The sequence below is a fragment of the Marinobacter koreensis genome (genome assembly GCF_023156285.1).
Lineage (GTDB): Bacteria > Pseudomonadota > Gammaproteobacteria > Pseudomonadales > Oleiphilaceae > Marinobacter > Marinobacter koreensis.
In genome coordinates, this window is record NZ_JAKZAJ010000003.1 from 441857 (window position 1) to 460411 (window position 18555).

At 58.0% G+C, this 18555-nt stretch carries 24 protein-coding genes and 1 tRNA gene; 10 read left to right on the forward strand and 15 right to left on the reverse strand.

What is annotated here, in order from left to right; all coding sequences use genetic code 11:
* Positions 1 to 61 precede the first annotated feature (61 nt).
* Entirely contained in the window at positions 62 to 649 is a 588-nt protein-coding gene (locus tag MLD04_RS10285) for a hypothetical protein (protein WP_248157833.1), read from the forward strand.
* A gap of 4 nt (positions 650 to 653) precedes the next feature.
* On the opposite strand, the gene MLD04_RS10290 is transcribed toward MLD04_RS10285, so the two are convergent.
* Positions 654 to 944: a hypothetical protein gene (locus MLD04_RS10290; RefSeq protein ID WP_248157835.1), complete on the reverse strand. Its 291-nt coding sequence runs from the start codon at positions 942 to 944 to the stop codon at positions 654 to 656.
* Between the two features lie 85 nt (positions 945 to 1029).
* Entirely contained in the window at positions 1030 to 1488 is a 459-nt protein-coding gene (locus MLD04_RS10295) for a hypothetical protein (RefSeq protein ID WP_248157837.1), read from the reverse strand.
* Between the two features lie 152 nt (positions 1489 to 1640).
* Between MLD04_RS10295 and MLD04_RS10300 the strand changes: the two genes are divergently transcribed.
* The 3 genes from MLD04_RS10300 to MLD04_RS10310 are packed head-to-tail and all read left to right on the forward strand — an operon-like array spanning position 1641 to position 3847.
* Positions 1641 to 2561: an ABC transporter ATP-binding protein gene (locus MLD04_RS10300; RefSeq protein WP_248157839.1), complete on the forward strand. Its 921-nt coding sequence runs from the start codon at positions 1641 to 1643 to the stop codon at positions 2559 to 2561.
* Positions 2562 to 2582: 21 nt separating this feature from the next.
* On the forward strand, positions 2583 to 3344 hold the full coding sequence (locus MLD04_RS10305) for an ABC transporter permease (protein ID WP_248157840.1): 762 nt from the start codon (positions 2583 to 2585) through the stop codon (positions 3342 to 3344).
* Positions 3344 to 3847: a DUF192 domain-containing protein gene (locus MLD04_RS10310; RefSeq protein WP_248158275.1), complete on the forward strand. Its 504-nt coding sequence runs from the start codon at positions 3344 to 3346 to the stop codon at positions 3845 to 3847. Before MLD04_RS10305 ends, MLD04_RS10310 begins: the two co-directional genes overlap by 1 nt.
* 4 nt (positions 3848 to 3851) lie before the next feature.
* Here MLD04_RS10310 and MLD04_RS10315 read toward each other — a convergent pair whose 3' ends face one another.
* Complete coding sequence (locus tag MLD04_RS10315; RefSeq protein WP_248157843.1) at positions 3852 to 4643, reverse strand: enoyl-CoA hydratase; 792 nt, start codon at positions 4641 to 4643, stop codon at positions 3852 to 3854.
* A gap of 192 nt (positions 4644 to 4835) precedes the next feature.
* Between MLD04_RS10315 and MLD04_RS10320 the strand changes: the two genes are divergently transcribed.
* Positions 4836 to 4973 (forward strand): hypothetical protein, encoded by a 138-nt coding sequence (locus tag MLD04_RS10320; protein ID WP_248157845.1) that lies wholly within the window; start codon positions 4836 to 4838, stop codon positions 4971 to 4973.
* 3 nt (positions 4974 to 4976) lie between these two features.
* Positions 4977 to 5756 (forward strand): alpha/beta fold hydrolase, encoded by a 780-nt coding sequence (locus tag MLD04_RS10325; RefSeq protein WP_248157846.1) that lies wholly within the window; start codon positions 4977 to 4979, stop codon positions 5754 to 5756.
* On the opposite strand, the gene MLD04_RS10330 is transcribed toward MLD04_RS10325, so the two are convergent.
* From MLD04_RS10330 to MLD04_RS10380, 11 genes are all read right to left on the reverse strand, one after another.
* On the reverse strand, positions 5757 to 6005 hold the full coding sequence (locus MLD04_RS10330; protein WP_248157847.1) for a hypothetical protein: 249 nt from the start codon (positions 6003 to 6005) through the stop codon (positions 5757 to 5759).
* 66 nt (positions 6006 to 6071) lie between these two features.
* On the reverse strand, positions 6072 to 6488 hold the full coding sequence (locus tag MLD04_RS10335; protein ID WP_248157848.1) for a VOC family protein: 417 nt from the start codon (positions 6486 to 6488) through the stop codon (positions 6072 to 6074).
* 89 nt (positions 6489 to 6577) lie between these two features.
* Positions 6578 to 6994, reverse strand: a complete 417-nt coding sequence (locus MLD04_RS10340) for a GNAT family N-acetyltransferase (RefSeq protein WP_248157849.1) — start codon at positions 6992 to 6994, stop codon at positions 6578 to 6580.
* 79 nt (positions 6995 to 7073) lie between these two features.
* Positions 7074 to 7607: a hypothetical protein gene (locus tag MLD04_RS10345; RefSeq protein ID WP_248157850.1), complete on the reverse strand. Its 534-nt coding sequence runs from the start codon at positions 7605 to 7607 to the stop codon at positions 7074 to 7076.
* A gap of 75 nt (positions 7608 to 7682) precedes the next feature.
* The gene (locus tag MLD04_RS10350) at positions 7683 to 8129 is read right to left on the reverse strand and encodes a hypothetical protein (RefSeq protein ID WP_248157851.1); all 447 of its coding nucleotides are present in this window, start codon (positions 8127 to 8129) and stop codon (positions 7683 to 7685) included.
* 544 nt (positions 8130 to 8673) lie between these two features.
* Positions 8674 to 8922 (reverse strand): CV_2116 domain-containing protein, encoded by a 249-nt coding sequence (locus MLD04_RS10355; protein WP_248157852.1) that lies wholly within the window; start codon positions 8920 to 8922, stop codon positions 8674 to 8676.
* Between the two features lie 25 nt (positions 8923 to 8947).
* Positions 8948 to 9382: a hypothetical protein gene (locus MLD04_RS10360; protein WP_248157853.1), complete on the reverse strand. Its 435-nt coding sequence runs from the start codon at positions 9380 to 9382 to the stop codon at positions 8948 to 8950.
* A gap of 59 nt (positions 9383 to 9441) precedes the next feature.
* Positions 9442 to 9720 (reverse strand): hypothetical protein, encoded by a 279-nt coding sequence (locus tag MLD04_RS10365; RefSeq protein ID WP_248157854.1) that lies wholly within the window; start codon positions 9718 to 9720, stop codon positions 9442 to 9444.
* 115 nt (positions 9721 to 9835) lie between these two features.
* Positions 9836 to 10285: a hypothetical protein gene (locus tag MLD04_RS10370; protein ID WP_248157855.1), complete on the reverse strand. Its 450-nt coding sequence runs from the start codon at positions 10283 to 10285 to the stop codon at positions 9836 to 9838.
* A gap of 318 nt (positions 10286 to 10603) precedes the next feature.
* Positions 10604 to 10690: transfer RNA gene (locus tag MLD04_RS10375), tRNA-Leu, on the reverse strand.
* Positions 10691 to 10772: 82 nt separating this feature from the next.
* Positions 10773 to 11402, reverse strand: coding sequence for a class I SAM-dependent methyltransferase (locus MLD04_RS10380; protein ID WP_248157856.1), 630 nt, complete (start codon positions 11400 to 11402; stop codon positions 10773 to 10775).
* 187 nt (positions 11403 to 11589) lie between these two features.
* Between MLD04_RS10380 and MLD04_RS10385 the strand changes: the two genes are divergently transcribed.
* The 4 genes from MLD04_RS10385 to cydC are packed head-to-tail and all read left to right on the forward strand — an operon-like array spanning position 11590 to position 17316.
* Positions 11590 to 13017, forward strand: coding sequence for a cytochrome ubiquinol oxidase subunit I (locus MLD04_RS10385; protein WP_248157862.1), 1428 nt, complete (start codon positions 11590 to 11592; stop codon positions 13015 to 13017).
* Between the two features lie 2 nt (positions 13018 to 13019).
* Positions 13020 to 14021 carry a cytochrome d ubiquinol oxidase subunit II gene (cydB, locus tag MLD04_RS10390; protein WP_248157864.1) on the forward strand — a complete coding sequence of 334 codons (1002 nt, stop codon included), beginning with the start codon at positions 13020 to 13022 and terminating at the stop codon, positions 14019 to 14021.
* Entirely contained in the window at positions 14022 to 15707 is a 1686-nt protein-coding gene (cydD, locus tag MLD04_RS10395) for a thiol reductant ABC exporter subunit CydD (protein ID WP_248157866.1), read from the forward strand. It begins immediately after the preceding gene.
* Complete coding sequence (gene cydC / locus MLD04_RS10400; RefSeq protein WP_248157867.1) at positions 15700 to 17316, forward strand: thiol reductant ABC exporter subunit CydC; 1617 nt, start codon at positions 15700 to 15702, stop codon at positions 17314 to 17316. Before cydD ends, cydC begins: the two co-directional genes overlap by 8 nt.
* On the opposite strand, the gene MLD04_RS10405 is transcribed toward cydC, so the two are convergent.
* Positions 17313 to 18554, reverse strand: coding sequence for a saccharopine dehydrogenase family protein (locus tag MLD04_RS10405; protein ID WP_248157869.1), 1242 nt, complete (start codon positions 18552 to 18554; stop codon positions 17313 to 17315). The two genes, cydC and MLD04_RS10405, sit on opposite strands and share 4 nt — an antisense overlap.
* Position 18555: the final 1 nt, after the last annotated feature.

The following is an 18555-nucleotide window of genomic DNA, read 5'->3' on the forward strand; positions in this document are numbered from 1 at the left end:
TTGACGTTACACACTGTTACACTCGATCTGAAATCCACTGAATATCGGATCGGAAAATCGTATGTCGGACTGGCTGATCGTGATTACCCAGGCGAGCCTGATTGGCCTCCTGATGCTGCTTGCGTTCAGGATGCTGATGCTCACGCGCTCCGAATCGGCAACGGCACCGGTGGCCCGGGTTACGGCTTCGCCGTATTCCCGCCCATCCGCGCCCTACCAGCGCCAGGCCCGGAAAACATCGACAAGCCGTCCCAGCCAGCTTCGCCAGGCGGAACTGATCACCCAACTGCACATTGTGGCCGGATTACAGGAACGGGATTGTCGGGAACGGGGGCTGTACCTGCCGGTCGCGGCAGAACCGGTACGGCGTTACGCCGCAGCCTGGCTTTACGGTGCTGCCAACGCCCTGTGCGAACCCGCCGAGCGACATTCGGAAGCGCTGAAGCAGCTTGTGGTCCAGATCGCCCAGCGAAAAGCCGGGGTCAGTGAGCGCGGCGCCCTGGCCGCGATCCATTCATTGACGGAAGATGTGGTGCACCTGGCCTGTTATCGCTGCGGTCTGGAAGGCGCGGAACACTGGGGGCGACACCATTTTGTACCGACACCTTCCAGCCTGTTCGACGCGGTCACCAGTAACGCCTTTATTTGATCGCTTACGCGTCCAGTGACCAGTCAGTACCCAGATCCACCGGCTCGGTACTGGCTCCGGCATCCACGGGCACACCGGTAATACCGGGCCGGGACAGGCTTCCATCGTCGGTGTACACCATGCTGTCAACGTCGACCCCGGTGACTTCATAGACCCGGTCGCCGGACAACACCCGGGAGCGGTGAGAAAGCCCGAACACAAACCGGCAGTAGTCCAGCCTCAGCTGCAGCACATCCTGCTCGGCCTTGCGGATTTTCCTGAGAAGTACACCCTGAACACTGTCACCGTAATCCATTACCCTTTCCCTTTGATTGAACCGATTCGAATGGTACACCAACCCGGGGCACCGGGAGCACCACCCGGATCACGCTTCCGGCGCGTCACCGCGCCCAGAAGGTCAGTTTTTCCGGTGCCCGCCCTACCGGATCCTCGCCGCTCTGAAGGTCGATCCGCCACTGCATCTCCGAGCCACTGGTGCAGAACGGCGCCGTAAATTGCGCGGTGTAGCGGTTGTCCCCGGCCTGTTTCAGGGGCACCGGGTATTCCCCCATGTACATGGATTCGCCACGCAGCACCGCCAGGAATCGACCCGGGTGGGTTGGCGCGGTCACCGATAACCGGAATTCGGTGCCCTGATCGCCGGTGCCGACGGACGTAATGGCCACCGCCCACTGCCCTGCTTCGTTTTCCCAGGTGCAGGGCCCTGCCTGAAGATCACAGGCCGCGGCCGACCCGCCGGCTGGTGCCTGCGTATCGGTGGAGGACAGATAACGTGGCCCGAATACCACCGCAGCGATCAGGGCCACCAGTAATCCCGCGATGGCGATGACACGTACCATTGTTCACCCTCGGTCAGCGAAAAACGCATTATGAGGGTTCGCGACGACAAGGCAAAGGTTTCTAAATTGTCGCCACTCATGAGAAAATACCGCGCCTTCCGTCCGATCTTTGGAACGGTTCCTCTTTCAACCTTTGATCACAGGACACGCCCGTGCAGTCGGATATATCCGTAAGGCACCTGAACAAAACCTACGGGGATGGGTTTCAGGCCCTGAAGGACATCAATCTTGAAATACATCCGGGAGAGATCTTTGCCCTCCTGGGCCCGAATGGTGCCGGCAAGACCACACTGATCAGCATCATCTGCGGGCTGGTCAACATGACCAGTGGCAACGTCACCGCCGGCGGCTTCGACATCGTTTCCCAGTACCGGAAAGCCCGCGAAACCATCGGCCTGGTGCCCCAGGAACTCAACACCGATTCCTTCGAGACCGTCTGGGACGCCGTCTCCTTCAGCCGGGGCCTGTTTGGCAAGGCGCCCAACCCCGGCCACATCGAAAAGGTGCTCAAGGCCCTGTCGCTTTGGGACAAGCGCAACAACCGCATCATGTCCCTGTCCGGCGGTATGAAGCGCCGCGTGATGATTGCCAAGGCCCTGTCCCACGAACCCCAGATCCTGTTCCTCGACGAACCCACCGCCGGCGTGGACGTCGAGCTTCGCCGGGATATGTGGAACCTGGTCCGGCAGCTTCGGGAAAGCGGCGTTACCATCATCCTCACCACCCATTACATCGAGGAAGCCGAGGAAATGGCGGATCGCATTGGCGTGATCCGCCAGGGCGAGATCATCCTGGTGGAGGAGAAAAGCAGCCTGATGTCGAAGCTTGGCAAAAAGGAACTGCGCCTCCAACTCCAGCACAAGCTGGATCGCGTGCCCGGGGAACTGACCCTGGAGCCGGTGGAACTGTCCGAAGACGGCTGGGAGCTGATCTTTACCTTCGATTCCCAGCACGAACAGGCCGGCGTGGCGCGATTGCTGAGAACCCTGGGCGAACTCGGCATCGAATACCGCGACCTCCAGACCCGCGAGAGTTCCCTTGAAGAGATTTTTGTCGGATTACTCAATGACTGAGCACAGAAACGGGAGAACGTCATGAACCTGTACGGCATCCGGGCGATCTACAAGTTCGAAATGGCCAGGATGAAACGCACGGTCATGCAGAGCGTACTGTCACCGGTGATTTCAACCTGCCTCTATTTCGTGGTATTCGGATCCGCCATCGGCTCCCGCATGGGCGACATCAACAACATCAGCTATGGCGCCTACATCATTCCGGGGCTGGTGATGCTCTCGCTGTTGATGCAGAGCATCTCCAACGCCTCCTTCGGCATCTACATGCCCAAATTTTCCGGCACGATCTACGAAGTACTGTCGGCGCCCGTGTCCTACGTGGAGGTGGTTCTCGGGTATGTCGGTGCGGCCGCAAGCAAATCGGTGATCCTCGGCCTGATCATCCTGGCTACGGCCCGGCTGTTTGTGGACTACCACGTGCTGCATCCCTTCTGGATGGTGTCCTTCCTGGTCCTCACTGCAGTGACCTTCAGCCTGTTCGGTTTCATCATCGGCATCTGGGCGGACGGCTTCGAAAAACTCCAGATTGTGCCGATGATGATCGTCACCCCGCTGGTGTTTCTCGGCGGTACTTTCTATTCCATCGACATGCTGCCGGAGATCTGGCAGACCATCAGCCTGTTCAACCCGGTGGTCTACCTGATCAGTGGATTCCGGTGGGCGTTCTACGGCGTTGCCGACGTGCATGTGGGCGTGAGCGTGGGCATGACCCTGGTCTTCCTGACGCTCTGCATGACCACCGTCTGGTGGATCTTCCGGACCGGCTACCGGCTGCGCCCGTGATGAAAACCCCTCGCCATCCGGCCATCGGCATCCCGGCGCTCCTGGTGCTGGCGCTGGCCGGCTGCGGAACCAATGCGGCGCCGCCCCAGACCGGACTGGACGAAGTGGAGGCCTGCTTTGAAACGAGCGAGGGGCTTATTCCGGTCACTCTGGAACTGGCCACGGAGCATGCCCAGCGGCAGATGGGACTGATGTTGCGGCAAACCCTGCCCGCCAACCGGGGTATGCTGTTTGACTATCCGGAATCACGGGAAGCCTCGCAGGGATTCTGGATGTACCGCACCCTCATCCCCCTGGACATTGCGTTTCTGGACAAAGAGCGGACGATCCACACCATCCGGACCATGACGCCCTGCCCCAGGTCCCAGGGCCAGCACTGCCCGGTTTACCCCGCCGACAAGTCCTACTGGTCCGCCGTTGAGATGAACGCGGGCTTCTTTTCGAAGAAGGACATACAACCCGGCGACCGACTGAGGATCGGCCGGGCCGCCTGCCAGGGCTGACCGATCAGCGGTCTTTCCACTCCGGCTTGCGCTTGTCCAGGAACGCGCAGATACCTTCCTGGGCGTCCTCGGCCTTCATGTTTTCGGCCATTACCACTGCGGTATAGGCGTACGCTTCGTCCAGCGGCATCTCCAGCTGGCGATAGAACGCCTCCTTGCCGATGCGGAGTGTGTGGCCGGATTTGTCCGCGATGGTCCGTGCCATCCGGTACACCGATTCATCCAGAATCTGCTCGTCCACCACCCGATTGACCAGGCCAATCTCTTCCGCCCGGCTCGCGCTGATCAGCTCACCGGTCAGCAACATCTCCATGGCCTGCTTCCGGTGAACGTTCCGCGACAGCGCCACCATCGGCGTGGAACAGAACAGCCCGATGTTTACCCCCGGCGTCGCAAAGCGGGCGGTATCAGCAGCAATAGCCAGATCGCAGGAGGCCACCAGTTGGCACCCGGCCGCCGTCGCCACGCCCGCCACCCGTGCAATTACCGGCTTGGGCAGGTTTACGATCTTCTGCATCACCTCGCTGCAACGGTCGAACAGCGCCTGCTGGAATTCGTGACTGTCGAAGCGTTCCCGGATTTCCCGGAGGTCGTGGCCGGCGCAGAACACATTGCCACGGGCGGCAAGGACCACCACACGGGTCTCGTCATCCCGGGCTACCCGGTCCAGTTCCTCGCCCAGCGCATTCAGCATGGCCATTGAAAGGCTGTTGCGCCGCTCGGGATGGTCGAGCATCAACGTGGTGACGCCGTTTTCGGTATAGGTGTGAATAAGCAGTTCGGCAGCGTCTGTCATGGAAAATGCCCTGTCCTGTTGTCAGTGAAACGTGTGCGCCTGTCCAAAGAGGCCAGAAACAGTATTGACCAGAGTACAGAGCCTGTCGAAGCGACTTTTGTCGGTACCGGCGTGTCACCCAGGGTGGTTGGAATTCCGCACCCTCGCCCTCACACCTATTGGTAGTTCCCTCAAACTCGGGAGGTGAATACCATGTCCAAATCAATGATTCTCAAAGCCATCGTTGCGATCGCCATTATTGTCGGAGGCATACTCGTCATTATGGACGACGACCCGAACGTCCCATCCGGCAACATCAACAGCATTTCGCCGGTACCCACTCAGGAATAATGAATGACCAGCTCTGACGTTACCCTTTCCACCTCCGAAGGCCGAATCTATGTAAAAACCTGGAACAGCCATGGGGATGCAAAGTCCGACAAGGCGCCCATCGTGCTGTTCCACGATTCCCTCGGCAGCGTCCAGTTGTGGCGATCCTTCCCGGAGCACCTGGCAGAGGCCACCGGCCGCACCGTCATCGCCTACGACCGCCTCGGCTTCGGCCAGTCCGATGCCCACCCCGGCACGCTCAATAAACGGTTCATTCTGGAAGAAGCCGAAGCCACCTTCGACGCCGTGCGCCAGGCGCTGGATATCCACAAATTCATCGCCTTCGGCCACAGCGTTGGTGGCGCCATGGCCGCCGCCTGCGCTGCCCACTACCCGTACGACTGCGAAGCCCTGATTACCGAATCCGCCCAGGCGTTTGTCGAAGACCGCACCGTAGCCGGGATCGAAGACGCCAAAATCGCCTTCGCCGAAGAAGGCCAGGTGGATCGTCTCGCGCGCTACCATGGAGACAAGGCCCGCTGGGTACTCAGCGCCTGGATCGACACCTGGCTGTCGGACGATTTTCAGGACTGGCAACTGGATGAGACGCTGAAGCAGGTCCAGTGCCCGGTTCTGGCCATTCATGGGGATGACGATGAATTCGGGTCGCCACGTCATGCGGAGCGTTATACGGAGCTGCCGAAAGGACCATCTACGCTGAAACTTTTGAAGGGATGTGGCCATGTTCCGCACCGGGAACAGGAGGATGAGGTGTTGGAGGTGGTTCGGGAATTTTTGGGGTAATTACTGGAGCCTATGAACTTCCCCGTTCCCCAGGTATCTGAAGAGCGGCCCCTCATCGTCTCTGAAAACGTCTCCGGTATTGATGATAGTCGGCTCCGAGGAAATGACTTTCAGTTCTCCGGTATTTTGATTCAGCAAATAGACAACACCTGCTGAGGTTTCAAAGAGCGAAAAATTGGGAGCCGCCGACACCGTGGTGTTGTCGCAGCCGGTGAGAACAAGGGCTGTGAGGAGGATCCAGAATCTCATGTAAGGGTCACCGAAGGGATGGACGCCAATACTGGACGGCCCCAGGCCGCGAACTGCTGCAATTGGTTATGCGGGCTCATCGGAAGGACCGACCCAGAACAATGGATTGTGTGCGATTTCCCAAAGATAGCCATCAGGGTCTGCAAAGTAGCCTGAGTAGCCACCCCACTCCGTCTTTCGGGCGGATTTCGTGACAACAGCGCCCGCGGAAGCAGCATGAGACATGACCTGGTCAACTTCGTCTTCTGAACTTACATTGTGCGCCAGACTGAATCCAGCGAAGCCTCCGGAACCTGCACTTACCTGCGCATCTTCCGCTAGGGCGTCACGACCATACAAACCCAGCCATGTGCCGTTTAAAGTAAAAAAGGCTACTTCCGGCGGAGAGTCCATTCGGGGAAAGCCAAGCCCTCTTTCATAGAACTCAATCGAACGCTGCATATCACTCACACCCAAAGTAATCATACTAATCCGTGGCTTCATGATTCTTCCTTCTATAACGCCGGCCAGCATGTGCGGCTACCGGATGGAGGCGAAGCCGCGATGCAGTAGGCGCCGCGTGCCTGACCTTGTCAATTGCCGATGGTCGCCCCCGGATCCAGAACCCAACAGCGGTCATTGTGCGTGTAACCAATCTGCCCATAGTACGAGTTGGCTGCCGGTGCTGCGATGAGTATCAATTTGCAGAGCGGCCCCAGTTGCTCTTGGGTCAGTGACTGTAATCGCTTACCTATTCCTGATCTTTGGTAGCCCTTGTGAACGGCCAAATCGGACAGGTAGCACGCATAGTGAAAGTCCGTGACACTGCGGGCGATACCGACCAATAAATCCTCATCCCAAGCGCTTATGAGGAGATTGGAATTGGAAACCACCCCTTCCATACATTCTCGGTCGTGGATTGGCCGTCGCTCCCCGAGTGTAGAACTCTCCAACAACCCGATGAACTGGTCAGTGGTAATGGGGTGATTCACCTTGAAGCTAATGTCCATACCTCTCCTTGGTAATTAAAGCGCTTGTTTAGCGGCGCCCCGACAGGGGCGTCCGGTGGAGGCCGCAGGCCGGAACGAACTACAAAAAATTGGTAGGCTCCTTGTAACGATCAAGGAGGTCGGGCTGCTCTTGGGCCACTTTATAAAAAAACTCGACCATCTGACTTTTCAAATATCTTAGAAAAGATTCGAGTTGGCGAAGCTCCTTCTCTTCGAGATGCAATCGCTCATTAAACTGAAAATGGGGAAGATTGAATCGGCCGTCCTCTATGGGGATGGTAGAAACCCTAAAATGCATCTCTTCCTCCGAGGAATGCGCCACTATCTTGCGACGCAGGTCCAATATTCTGTCAACTAGCGTCTTTTGCTCTTGATTCAAGGTGATACCGAGCGCGCGCAAACCAATTGTCGTCCCGCCTCTGGTTGTCTCGAAGGGCCGCGCCATTGAGATTATTAGGTTGGATTCATAGCATCTGAATCGACGCAATTCTACGTGACTATATTTCGCTCCAAAGTCACAGTCTTCAAGCAGGAACGTCAAAGCAGACAGGGCTTGCTGGAAGTCCCAAGTCGAGTAAATCGCCCTTACGAGTTGCTTATCCGTTATGTTCATAATACCTAACGCCGAGCACAGCGGCGCCACGAGAGTGGCGTCCGGCGGCCATCGGCCGTGTACTAATGCGCCTTGTTAAGAATGACTTAGAGGCTGGTACTCATCATGATTGGCTACCTTGCCCTTCAGCATCTTCTTCCAAAGCTTAGATTGAGTTTCGTAGTCCAGCGAAGACCAGTCCAAGAGCTCTATACCAGCATCTTGATAGTCGCCTTTCGCTTTCATCGCCGCGTAATTCTCAGATCTAGTTACGATATGAACCTGCTCGCAGCGTTTGATGGTTTCGATAAATTCTTGGGCGTCTCGATGATCGTCTCTTAGATGCCTTTTAACGAGCTGTGTCAGAGTGGTCTGAATTCGCAAAAAGTGCTCCAGCCGCAACTCGTCCTCGAAATAGGAGGCTTGTTTGGAGACGCGCCCCGTGAACATTCGAATTTTCTTTTTAAGCCGCTCTGCAGTTGCATGGGTATACCAAGAGCGAGCCACGCTCGGAGTAACATTTGGGCGGGCAGCAAGCCACATGATCTCCTCATAAACTGCCGACAACTCGTCATTTAAACTGGAGTCGATCGTATGCCTCCTGAAACTCTTAACGCCAATATTCAGCGGCGGCCTTTACGGAGCGAAGCGGAGCAAAGGCCGTCCGGCCCGGAACGAACTGGAATGAATGGTTAGGGCTGCAACGGTGAAGGTAGAACCTGATCATTGCGTTACCAGCAGTCCCACTATAGATACAATGACCCCAATGTATGAAATCCCGGCCCCAATAAGCAACGAGAACCTGTCTATTCCTTGCTTGGCGATCTCCTCAAGAAAAGCCCGGTCAAAAATAAAGATGTGACTAAAAGCGAGCGCGGATAGTGTAGCGAGGACCAGACTAGCCCATGGCGTCCAGCTGTAAGCCCCGAAGAGAATCGCTGCCAAGATGGCATTAACAACAATATTCCCTACCATTCAGCTATCTCCCGTGAACGCTCATCCTCTGTGGCCCTAACGCTTGCAGCATGCGCGCCCATGGAATGAAGCCGAAGGCGCAATGTAATGGGCGTCGCCGTGCCTGCACTGGTTAGAAAAGATCATCCAGTGACACATCTGGATGCTTCCCATCTATAATTCCTGTTCCAAACTGGATCGCTAAATATTTAGCTTCCTCCAGAGTGTCCGCGCGGTTCTGGGCAATACAGGTTTTTTCTAGAGACTGACCACGCACATCATGGTGGCGGGTAATAGTTACCCGTACTGCCCATTCGCTCGTCTCTGCGAGTTGATACGGTGCAGGAACCAACTCAAATCCTTTATATTCCACAATGTCCATGTGACCTCATCCACAATAAGTTCGATCAGATGTCTTCGTTATGGCTTTCAATTTTATAAGAGCCATGCCAGATATATGTGGCCCTCATCGCGGTGAGATAAACAACAAAAAGCACTATTGTGATCCCTAGGCCCTGTATATTCCCGGTATCTTGCCAAAAGTACAAATTATTGAATATAAAATACCCCAACATCGTAGTTGAAGCGACGCGACTTTTTCTTAATATGAAAATGGCAAGGGTAAAGATTATTACGAAATCGAGTACCATATAGGGGTCAAATAGGTAGGCCAACTCTGGATCTGAGGGATCTGAGAAAAAGCCAATAGCAGCGAAAATGCCGGTTAACGCCGCAGATACCATCGCGACGATCCCGCCAATTCGAATCGCTTTTTCGCACGATGCCCTGTCAGCAAGAGAGAACATCTTCAGAAATGGCTTCTTTTTCCCTTCATCTGACATAATCCCCTCCCTGTTTCTAACATTTTTTTGAGCCTGCTCCAGGCGAAACGCCAGAATAGCTATTCATTGCGCTCAATGCTTCTCACGATCTCGCCATCAATCTTTTCGATCTCTACGAAACATTGCTGAACAACCTGCTCGAGGTCGTAGCCCGTGACCGTTCCGCCTCCCCGCTCTTTCATAATTGGCGTGTGCCCTCCAGCAGGCTTTACCTGAGTGGCTTTCGGCGAAATACCAGAATATTCACCTACGAAACCGCTACCGTAAGATTTTTCATAAACTATTACATCGAACCATGAGTTGACGATTTCAATATCGTAGCTTTTGACCTTTTCCATAAATCCTCCGGAAACGCTCTAACGCCAATATTCAGCGGCCGCCTTTGCGTAGCGATGCGGAGAAAAGGCCGTCCGGTTACGGGCCCTCGGGCCCGTAACGAACTGGAATGACTGGTTATGCCAAAAAGATCGATGCTACCGCTGCACCACTGAAAAAAACCGGAAGCAAAAAACCAAGTGCAACAGGGCTAAGCAATAACAGCTTTAATGGGTACCAAATCAATAGTTTGAGCGCACCCGCAGCTTTGGCTGCAGGGCTCGGCTCATAATCTCCACCGTTCGTTACCCGCTCATAGTCACTCATAACTGCCTGATGCTCGTAGTGAGGATGGGCAACATCTTGATATTCGCCTGATATCGCTGAAAAACCATTACGGATAAAAAGCTGGACGTACAGCAGAATAGCTATCCCAAACCACGCGTAGAGTACCGGGTTTAGCCATGTGGCCTCACTGGGCACGGCAAGCCCAATTACAGGCAACGTATCGATGGGCTGTTCAAACCAGTTCTTCAGATTGATGAGAACTGCGATTATCGTAAGGTGAAACCCCGTAACCTTTAGCATTCAAATCCCATGGCCCGCCGTAGGGCATAACAGCAACTAGACCGAATGCCAAGATATTGCCAAAAAGTGCGTCCCACATAACTCCGCATTTTTCCCTAACCTTCGCGGCCTAAAGTTCTCAAATTAACAACAGCTTAGCCAACGCTGGGCGTGGTTGCCATGTAATCGCCTGGCTTCTCGTTTCGCTCGAGGTGAGACTGTATCTGGATTGGACCCTGACAGTTTGAATGCCACACACCGTCAAGTGCCAACAATTGTATTTTTGGCGAGAGAACGTAATTAGCAAGTGAAAAGAAAGCAGGAATATGCTGATCTAAATGGTGCCCGGAGCCGGAATCGAACCGGCACGGCCTTGCGGCCGAGAGATTTTAAGTCTCTTGTGTCTACCAATTTCACCATCCGGGCATTTCGGAGGGAGATTTGAGGGGCGGAATTGTATAAGGCCGTGTCTGGTAACGCAATTCTCAATCCGCCAACCGCCCCTCTTTCAGCTTGCGTGCGGCTTGATGGCCCGGCCCTGGTAGATGTAACCGGCGATCTTCGGTGCGCCCGGCACATAGAGGTTGTTGAGTTCCTGGACCTCGAAGCCCGCCTCGCCGATCAGGTCGGCAATGTGGCGATTGAGGTGGCAGCCACCGGCGAGTTTCTTCCAGGCTGGGGTGATGCGGTCCTGCCATTTGCGCACGCCGTGATCAACGGACTGTCCGTGTTCGAGGAACAGCAGTTCTCCGCCGGGCTTCAGTACGCGCTTCATCTGCTGCAGAGCTGCGTGGCTGTCGGGGATGGTGCACAGCGTGAAGGTCAGCAGCACTGTGTCGACGGATTCGTCGTCCAGGGGAATCTTCTCGCCGGGCAGGTCCAGCCATTCAACGGATACATTTGAATGGCTGAGGTTTGGCTGTGCCTTCTTGCGCATGCCTTCGGACGGCTCAAGGCCGTACACCAGATCCACCTGTGACTGATCGTAGAACTCAAGGTTGATGGCGGAGCCCATCCCTACTTCGAGCACAACGCCTTTTGCCCTGGGCACGACCTGGCTCCGTAACTTCATGACCTGGCCCATGGAACAGGCCTTGTCTATGATGTGTGGGAGTATCCGGTCTTCGTAAAAACTCATTGGAATCACCATAATTGTTTTAAGTCAACGGTGCGACATTCTGACCTGTTGGCGTTTATGAAATTTATGTAGCATGTTCACCATCTGCCGGTAATAACAACAGAACAATATGAGCTAAGGCAGCGGCTGAGCGAGTGCTCCAGCAGCGCTTGTTCTTTTGTGATGTATGGTTTTGCCGGAGGTTCCCATGGAACTTGATCCTCTTATCCTATCGCGAATCCAGTTCGCGTTTGTGGTGTCATTTCACGCCATATTTCCGGTGTTTACCATCGGCCTAGCATCCTATATCGCCGTTCTTGAAGGCCTGGCCTTCAAAACCCGCAATCCGGTCTGGGAAAAACTCTCGGGCTTCTGGACGAAGGTGTTCGCGGTGGTCTTCGGCATGGGCGTGGTGTCGGGTATCGTGATGTCCTTCCAGTTCGGCACGAACTGGAGTAATTTCGCCCAGGCCTCCGCCAACTTCCTCGGTCCGATCCTCAGTTACGAGGTGGTCACGGCGTTCTTCCTGGAGGCTGGCTTCCTCGGTGTCATGCTCTTCGGACGAAACAAGGTTCCTGCCGGCGTTCACCTGTTTGCGGCCATCATGGTGGCGCTGGGCACATTTATCTCGGCATTCTGGATTCTCGCGGCCAACAGCTGGATGCAGACTCCGGCCGGCGTTGAGTTGAAAGACGGCATGTTCCATGTGACTTCCTGGAGCGCTGCTATCTTCAACGATTCCTTCCCTTACCGTTTTACCCACATGGTGCTCGCTTCCTTCCTGACCGGCGGCTTCGTGGTCTCCGGTGTCAGCGCATGGTACCTCCTGAAAGGGCGCGAAGTGGAGGCCAACCGCAAGGCGCTGTCCATGTGCCTTTGGCTGCTGCTGTTCATCGCCCCGGCCCAGGTGCTGGTGGGCGATTTCCACGGCCTGAACACCCTGGAACACCAGCCGGAGAAAGTGGCGGCGATGGAAGGTAACTGGGAAACCTCTTCCCACGTGCCCATGCTGCTGTTCGCCATTCCTGACAAGGAAAGCCAGAGCAACCTGGTGGAAGTGGGCATTCCGGGGCTGGCCAGCCTGATTCTCACCCACTCCTGGGACGGTGTCGTGCCGGGCCTCAAGGACATTCCCGTGGACGAGCAACCGCCGGTTGGCATCGTGTTCTGGTCGTTCCGGATCATGGTGGCCATGGGCGTGTTGATGGTGCTGTTTGCGGTGGCAGGCCTGTTCCTGCGTAAGGGCGGCCGCCTCTACAAGACCAACTGGTTCCTCCAGGGCCTTCGCTTCATGAGCATTGCGCCGTTCCTGGCGGTCCTGACCGGCTGGTTCGTGACTGAAACCGGCCGCGCGCCGTGGCTGGTCTACGGCATCATGAGTCAGGCGGACTCGGTCACTCCGTCGCTGACCGGCGGTATGGCGCTGTTCACCCTGATCGGCTATATCGTTGTGTACGCCTGTGTGTTCTCAGCCGGTGTCTATTACCTCATGCGTGTGCTGTACGTCGGCCTTGAAGATAAGGACGAAGAGGAGCACGAGTCCGATCGTCCCATGCGTCCGTTCTCTGCGGCCCATGTGCCGTTTGAAATCGGCGAAGACGACCACGGCAAACCCGCCAATCAGGGAGGACACTAATTATGCAACAGTTCGATCTGGCCCTGATCTGGGCGTTTATCATCGGCTTTGGCATCATCATGTACGTGTTGATGGACGGCTTCGACCTGGGGGTGGGCATCCTGTTCCCGTTCGCGCCCAGTGAGACCGACCGGGACACCATGATGAACTCTGTGGCACCGGTCTGGGACGGCAACGAGACCTGGCTGGTGCTGGGCGGTGCCGGCCTGCTGGCCGCCTTCCCCATGGTCTACAGCATCTTCCTGCCGGCGCTGTACATCGGTGTCTTCCTGCTACTGGCCGGCCTGATCTTCCGCGGTGTGGCGTTCGAGTTCCGGTTCAAGGCGCGGACATCGCGCTACCTCTGGAACTGGGCGTTTGCCGGCGGCTCCACGGTGGCGGCCTTTGCCCAGGGCGCGGTGGTCGGCACCTACATCCAGGGCTTCGAGACCGCCAATGGCGTGTACGTCGGTGGCGCCCTGGACTGGCTGACGCCGTTCACGGTCCTTACCGGTCTGGGGATGCTGGCCGGTTATGCCCTGCTCGGATCCACCTGGCTGATCATGAAGACCGAAGGACGGCTCCAGGAGTGGGCCTATCGCATCACGCTGCCGCTGCTGGCTGCGGTGCTGGTCATCTTCGGCATCATCAGCGTGTGGACCCCGTTCGTGGATGACATGGTTCGGGATCGCTGGTTCTCCAACCTCAGCGTGATCTGGGTGCTGCCGGTGCTGACTCTGCTGTGTGCCTTCCAGATCTTCCGGTCGGTGCGTAACCGGTTCGAAGGCATGCCGTTCGTGGCCACCATGGGGCTGTTCATCACCACCTACCTGGGACTGGTGGTCAGCCGCTGGCCCTACGTGGTGCCGCCCAACTACACCCTCTGGGACGCCGCTTCAGCCTATAACTCGCAGCTGTTCCTGCTGCTGGGACTGCTGTTCGTCATCCCCATCGTCTTGACCTACACCGCCTGGTCCTACTGGGTGTTCCGTGGCAAGGTCCGGCCGGGTGAGGGTTACCACTAAGTGACGGCTCCGGAACAGCGTACAACCCGGCGCTGGCTCACGGAGCTTGCTAACGGCAACCGCCGGTGGATACAGGGTACCGTTCTCTTCGGTACCCTGGCCGGCGTCGCCACCATAGGCCAGATGGTACTTCTGGCCCTCATTGTCTACCGGGGCCTGATCGAAAAGACCCCGGTCTCCCATCTCACGTATCTCTTCCTTGCGCTGATCGGCGCCATGGTGGTGCGCGCCCTGTTCCAGGGGCTCCAGACCCGCATGGCCACCCACGCGAGTGCCCAGGTACGGCGTTCGGTTCGTCGACAGATCCATCAGCACTGGCAGGCGGCCGGCCCGATTGTTACCGGTCAGGAATCCGCCGGGGCGCTGGCCCGGGAATGGATCGACCACGTGGAATCGCTGCACGGGTATTTTGCCCGGTTCCTGCCGCAGATGAGCCTGTCCGTCATCATTCCGTTGATGATACTGGCCCTGGTGTTCTGGCTGGACTGGCTTGCCGGGATTTTCCTGCTCCTGTCCGCGCCGCTGATTCCCCTGTTCATGGCACTGGTCGGCATGGGCGCCGAGAAGCTGAACCAACAGCATTTCGAAACCATCAGCCGGCTTTCCGGTCAGTTCCTGGACAAGGTGCGGGGGCTCACCACACTGCAACTGTTCGGCCAGACCGAACCGGCGGCGGAGATCATCGAGCATCGCTCCGACCGGTATCGAAAGGTCACCATGAAAACGCTGAAAGTCGCGTTTCTGTCGTCGGCGGTGCTGGAGTTCTTTTCCTCCGTGGCCATCGCCGTCATCGCGATCTACATCGGCTTCGGGCTGCTCGGCTACATCGAGTTCGGTCCGGCGGACGAGCTCACCCTGTTCAACGGGCTGCTCATTCTCCTTCTGGCTCCGGAGTTCTTTCAGCCGCTGCGCACGCTCTCCCAGCACTATCACGACCGTGCGGCGGCGCTGGGCGCGAGCGCCGAAATCCTGGCCCGCTTTCAGCAATTCGAGGAGGAAGCCGGGACACCGCCCCGCCGTGTCGAAGCGAAAACAGAGACCTCCGGAACCATTGAGCTCCAGAATGTCACCTTCCGCTACGCGGATGCCTCTACCGACCTCCTCCGCGGGCTGTCGTTGACGATTCCCCGTGGACAGGCGATTGCACTCACAGGGCCTTCCGGAGGCGGCAAGTCGACGTTGCTGCACCTGTTGGCAGGCTTCCTGACCCCGTCATCGGGGACCATTCAGGTGTTTGGCCAGGAACCCGGAAGTTTCAGCTTCGGGTGGCTGGGCCAGCGGGGCTTTCTGGTACAGGGCACCTGGGCCGACAATCTCCGGCTTACCTCACCCGACGCCTCCGATGTGGCCATCGAAACCGCCCTGAAACGGGTTGGCCTGGGAGATCTGGTGAACAGTCGGCCCGAGGGCATCGACAGCCCCATTGCGGAGGACGGTCGAGGGCTGTCAGGGGGGCAGGCCCGCCGACTGAGCCTGGCGCGTATTTTTGTGGCGGATTACGACCTGATCCTGCTGGATGAACCCACCGCCGGGCTGGATGCGGACAGCGAGATCTTCGTACTGGAGTCGCTCCACAAACTGAGCGAGGCCGGCAAGACGCTGATTTTCTCGACCCATCACCATGCCCTGCTGTCGCTGGCCGACCGGATTCTGGCGGTAAACCAGGGGGAGGTTGCCGATGCGTGACCTGACTCCCTGGCTTCGCCTGATCCTGAAACGCCGTGGCCGACTGTTCATCGGGGCGTTGCTGATTCTCGCCACCCTGCTCTCCGGCATTGCCCTGCTGGCTGTGTCCGGCTGGTTTATTACCGAGACTGCCCTGGTGGGACTGCTGCTCGCCGCTGGCGTGAAAGCCACCATCGATCTCTACGTGCCCGGCGGCGCCATCCGGTTTTTCGCGGTGTCCCGGACCGTGGCGCGGTATATGGAGCGTGTCTACAACCACGACACCGTCCTGCGGTTGCTGACCGAAATCCGGACCACCCTGTTCCGGAAGCTGACCGGGGCCAGCCGGACCGGACGGTCCCGACTGTCGGGAGCCCAGTGGTTGTCCCGCCTGACCAGCGATGTGGACGCCCTCGACACGCTCTACCTCAGACTCATCGCGCCCGCCGCACTGGCGCTCGTCGTTACCGGTCTGGTGGCCCTGCTCGGCTGGATCCTGTTTGATGGTATCGTCGGCACCGCGATCCTGCTGTTTGGACTCCTGGCGTTCCTGATCGCGACGATTAGCGTGTTCTACCGGACCCGGGACCTGGCGTTCCGGCAGAGCGACCAGCAGGAGGCGCTTCGCACCGCGGTGGTAGAGCATCTGGAAGGGTTTGCCGAACTCAGGGCGGCAGGACGGCTCGGCCGGCATGGATCCTGGTTGTTGCGCCAGGCCCATCAGATGAACGTTGAACAGACCCGGTCCGAAACACGGGTCGGCTGGCATCAGGCCACCAGTCATCTGGTTCTGAACCTTTCCGCCGTATTCGCCCTGCGGGCCGGGTTCCATCTCTATGAATCCGGACACCTGACCGGGCCGGTGCTGGTTCTGCTTCCTATCGCTCTGCTCGGACTGGTTGAGGTTTACACGATGCTGCCCGATGCCTTCGGAAAGCTCGGTGGCACCCTGGCGGCCGCCGCCCGTCTGAATCGCGATACCGAGCCCGCAACCGAATCCGGAACGGACGACGCCCCGCTTCCTGCAGATGGTGTGGCCGTCGAGGCAAACGGTATCACGGTTCGGCACGAAGACCTGCCACCGCTTCTGACTCATTTCGATCTGACGGTCGCAGAGGGCCAGCGGCTGGGTATCGTCGGTCCCTCGGGCAGCGGGAAATCGTCACTGGCGGACACTCTGGCGGGCTTGCTGCCACCGGCTCAGGGCCGGCTGGCCAGGATTCCCTGCGCCTACCTGACCCAGCAAACGGTGCTGTTCGAGGACACACTCCGTGCCAACCTGACCCTGGGCAACCCCACTGCGTCGGATGCCGAACTCTGGCAGGTACTGGAACTGGTGGGCCTGGGGGAGAGATTCGCCATGGAGACCAGGCAGCTCGATACCTGGCTTGGCAGTACCGGTAGCCGCCTGTCCGGCGGCGAGGCCCGCCGTGTGGCGTTGGCGCGGGTGTTAATGACGCCCCGGTCCCTGGTGATACTGGACGAGCCGTTCACGGGCGTCGACAGTGACACCCGCGAACAGATCATCAAGCGCATGGACCGCTGGCTGGCTGGCAAGACCGTCCTGAGCCTGGCTCATGGGCCCGATGCCCTGCCCACCACGGACAGGGTCATCCACCTCCGTTACTAGCCCGCCTTGACCACTTCAAAGGTCAGGCCGGCCTTTTCCTGGAGCCGGGTGAGCAGGTCCCCGTCCAGCAGGGATGCCGGCGTCCAGAAACCACCGGGACGCTCCCGGTCAACGTCGAACGCCAGGCACATTCCGGCCTCGCCCAACATCTTGCTGGTGGAACCGTAGCCCGGATCCCGGTCACCGGTCACTTTCGAAATCAGTGTCTTGCCCGATTCGGTCCGCCCGGAAAAGCGCAGATCGAAGAAACCGGCCTTTTGCTCTTCTGGGCTCGGTCCTTCGCCGGGCTTGGGAACCAGTTTCTCGACAATCCAGCGGGTCGGTTTGATTGCGGAGGCCGTAAAGAAGGCACCGAGCGCACCGGTCATGGCATAGGCCGCCGCCCTGCCCTTGAGCCCACGGCCGGTCATCATGGCCTCGTCGTAGGTGAACTCCTTGCCGTAACGGGCGCCCTGCAATGCGTTCGAGCGGTGAACAATGCGGGTATTGATCGCGCCCATCACAAACGGCGCCAGCCAGACTCCGAAAGTCTTGTCGAATTCCGCGGTTTTCAGGCTTGGCTGACGGGTTTCGGACCGATGGCCCGCCGGAGAGATCGAGAAGGGATTGGCCAGTTCCTTACGCAGTTGCGGGTCCGCGCCGGCTTCCTTCGCGATATTGATCATCGACGCCACGGTACCACCGGAAAGGCCGCCCTTCGCCGCCTTTACGCGCATGCGGACGTCTTTGCAGGGTTCGCCGAAGGTCTGCCCGGCCTGTTGCTGCAGGAACCAGACACCGAGATCTGACGGGATGGAATCGAAACCGCAGCAATGGACGATACGGGCACCGGAGGAACGGGCTTCTTCTTCATAGCGCTCGATCATTTTGCGAATCCACTGAACCTCGCCGGTGAGGTCGCAGTAATCGGTGCCGTTACGGACGCAGGCCCGGATCAGCGGTTCGCCATACAGCGCGTAAGGCCCCACGGTGGAGATCACCACCCGGGTCTGCTGGCACATGGTCTCCAGTGAGGCGTCGTCGGAGGAGTCCGCCAGGATCACCGGCAGGTTATCAGCGGCGCTGCCGAGTTCGCCCTTGAGTCTGGCCAGCTTCTGGCTGGAGCGCCCGGCGATGGCCCAACGGACCGACGTGTCGGTACCGTAGGTCTCCAGGAGGTACCGGGTCAGAATGCTGCCCACAAAGCTGGTTGCGCCAAAAACAACCAGATCAAACGGGGAGTCCGGGTTATTTGTCATT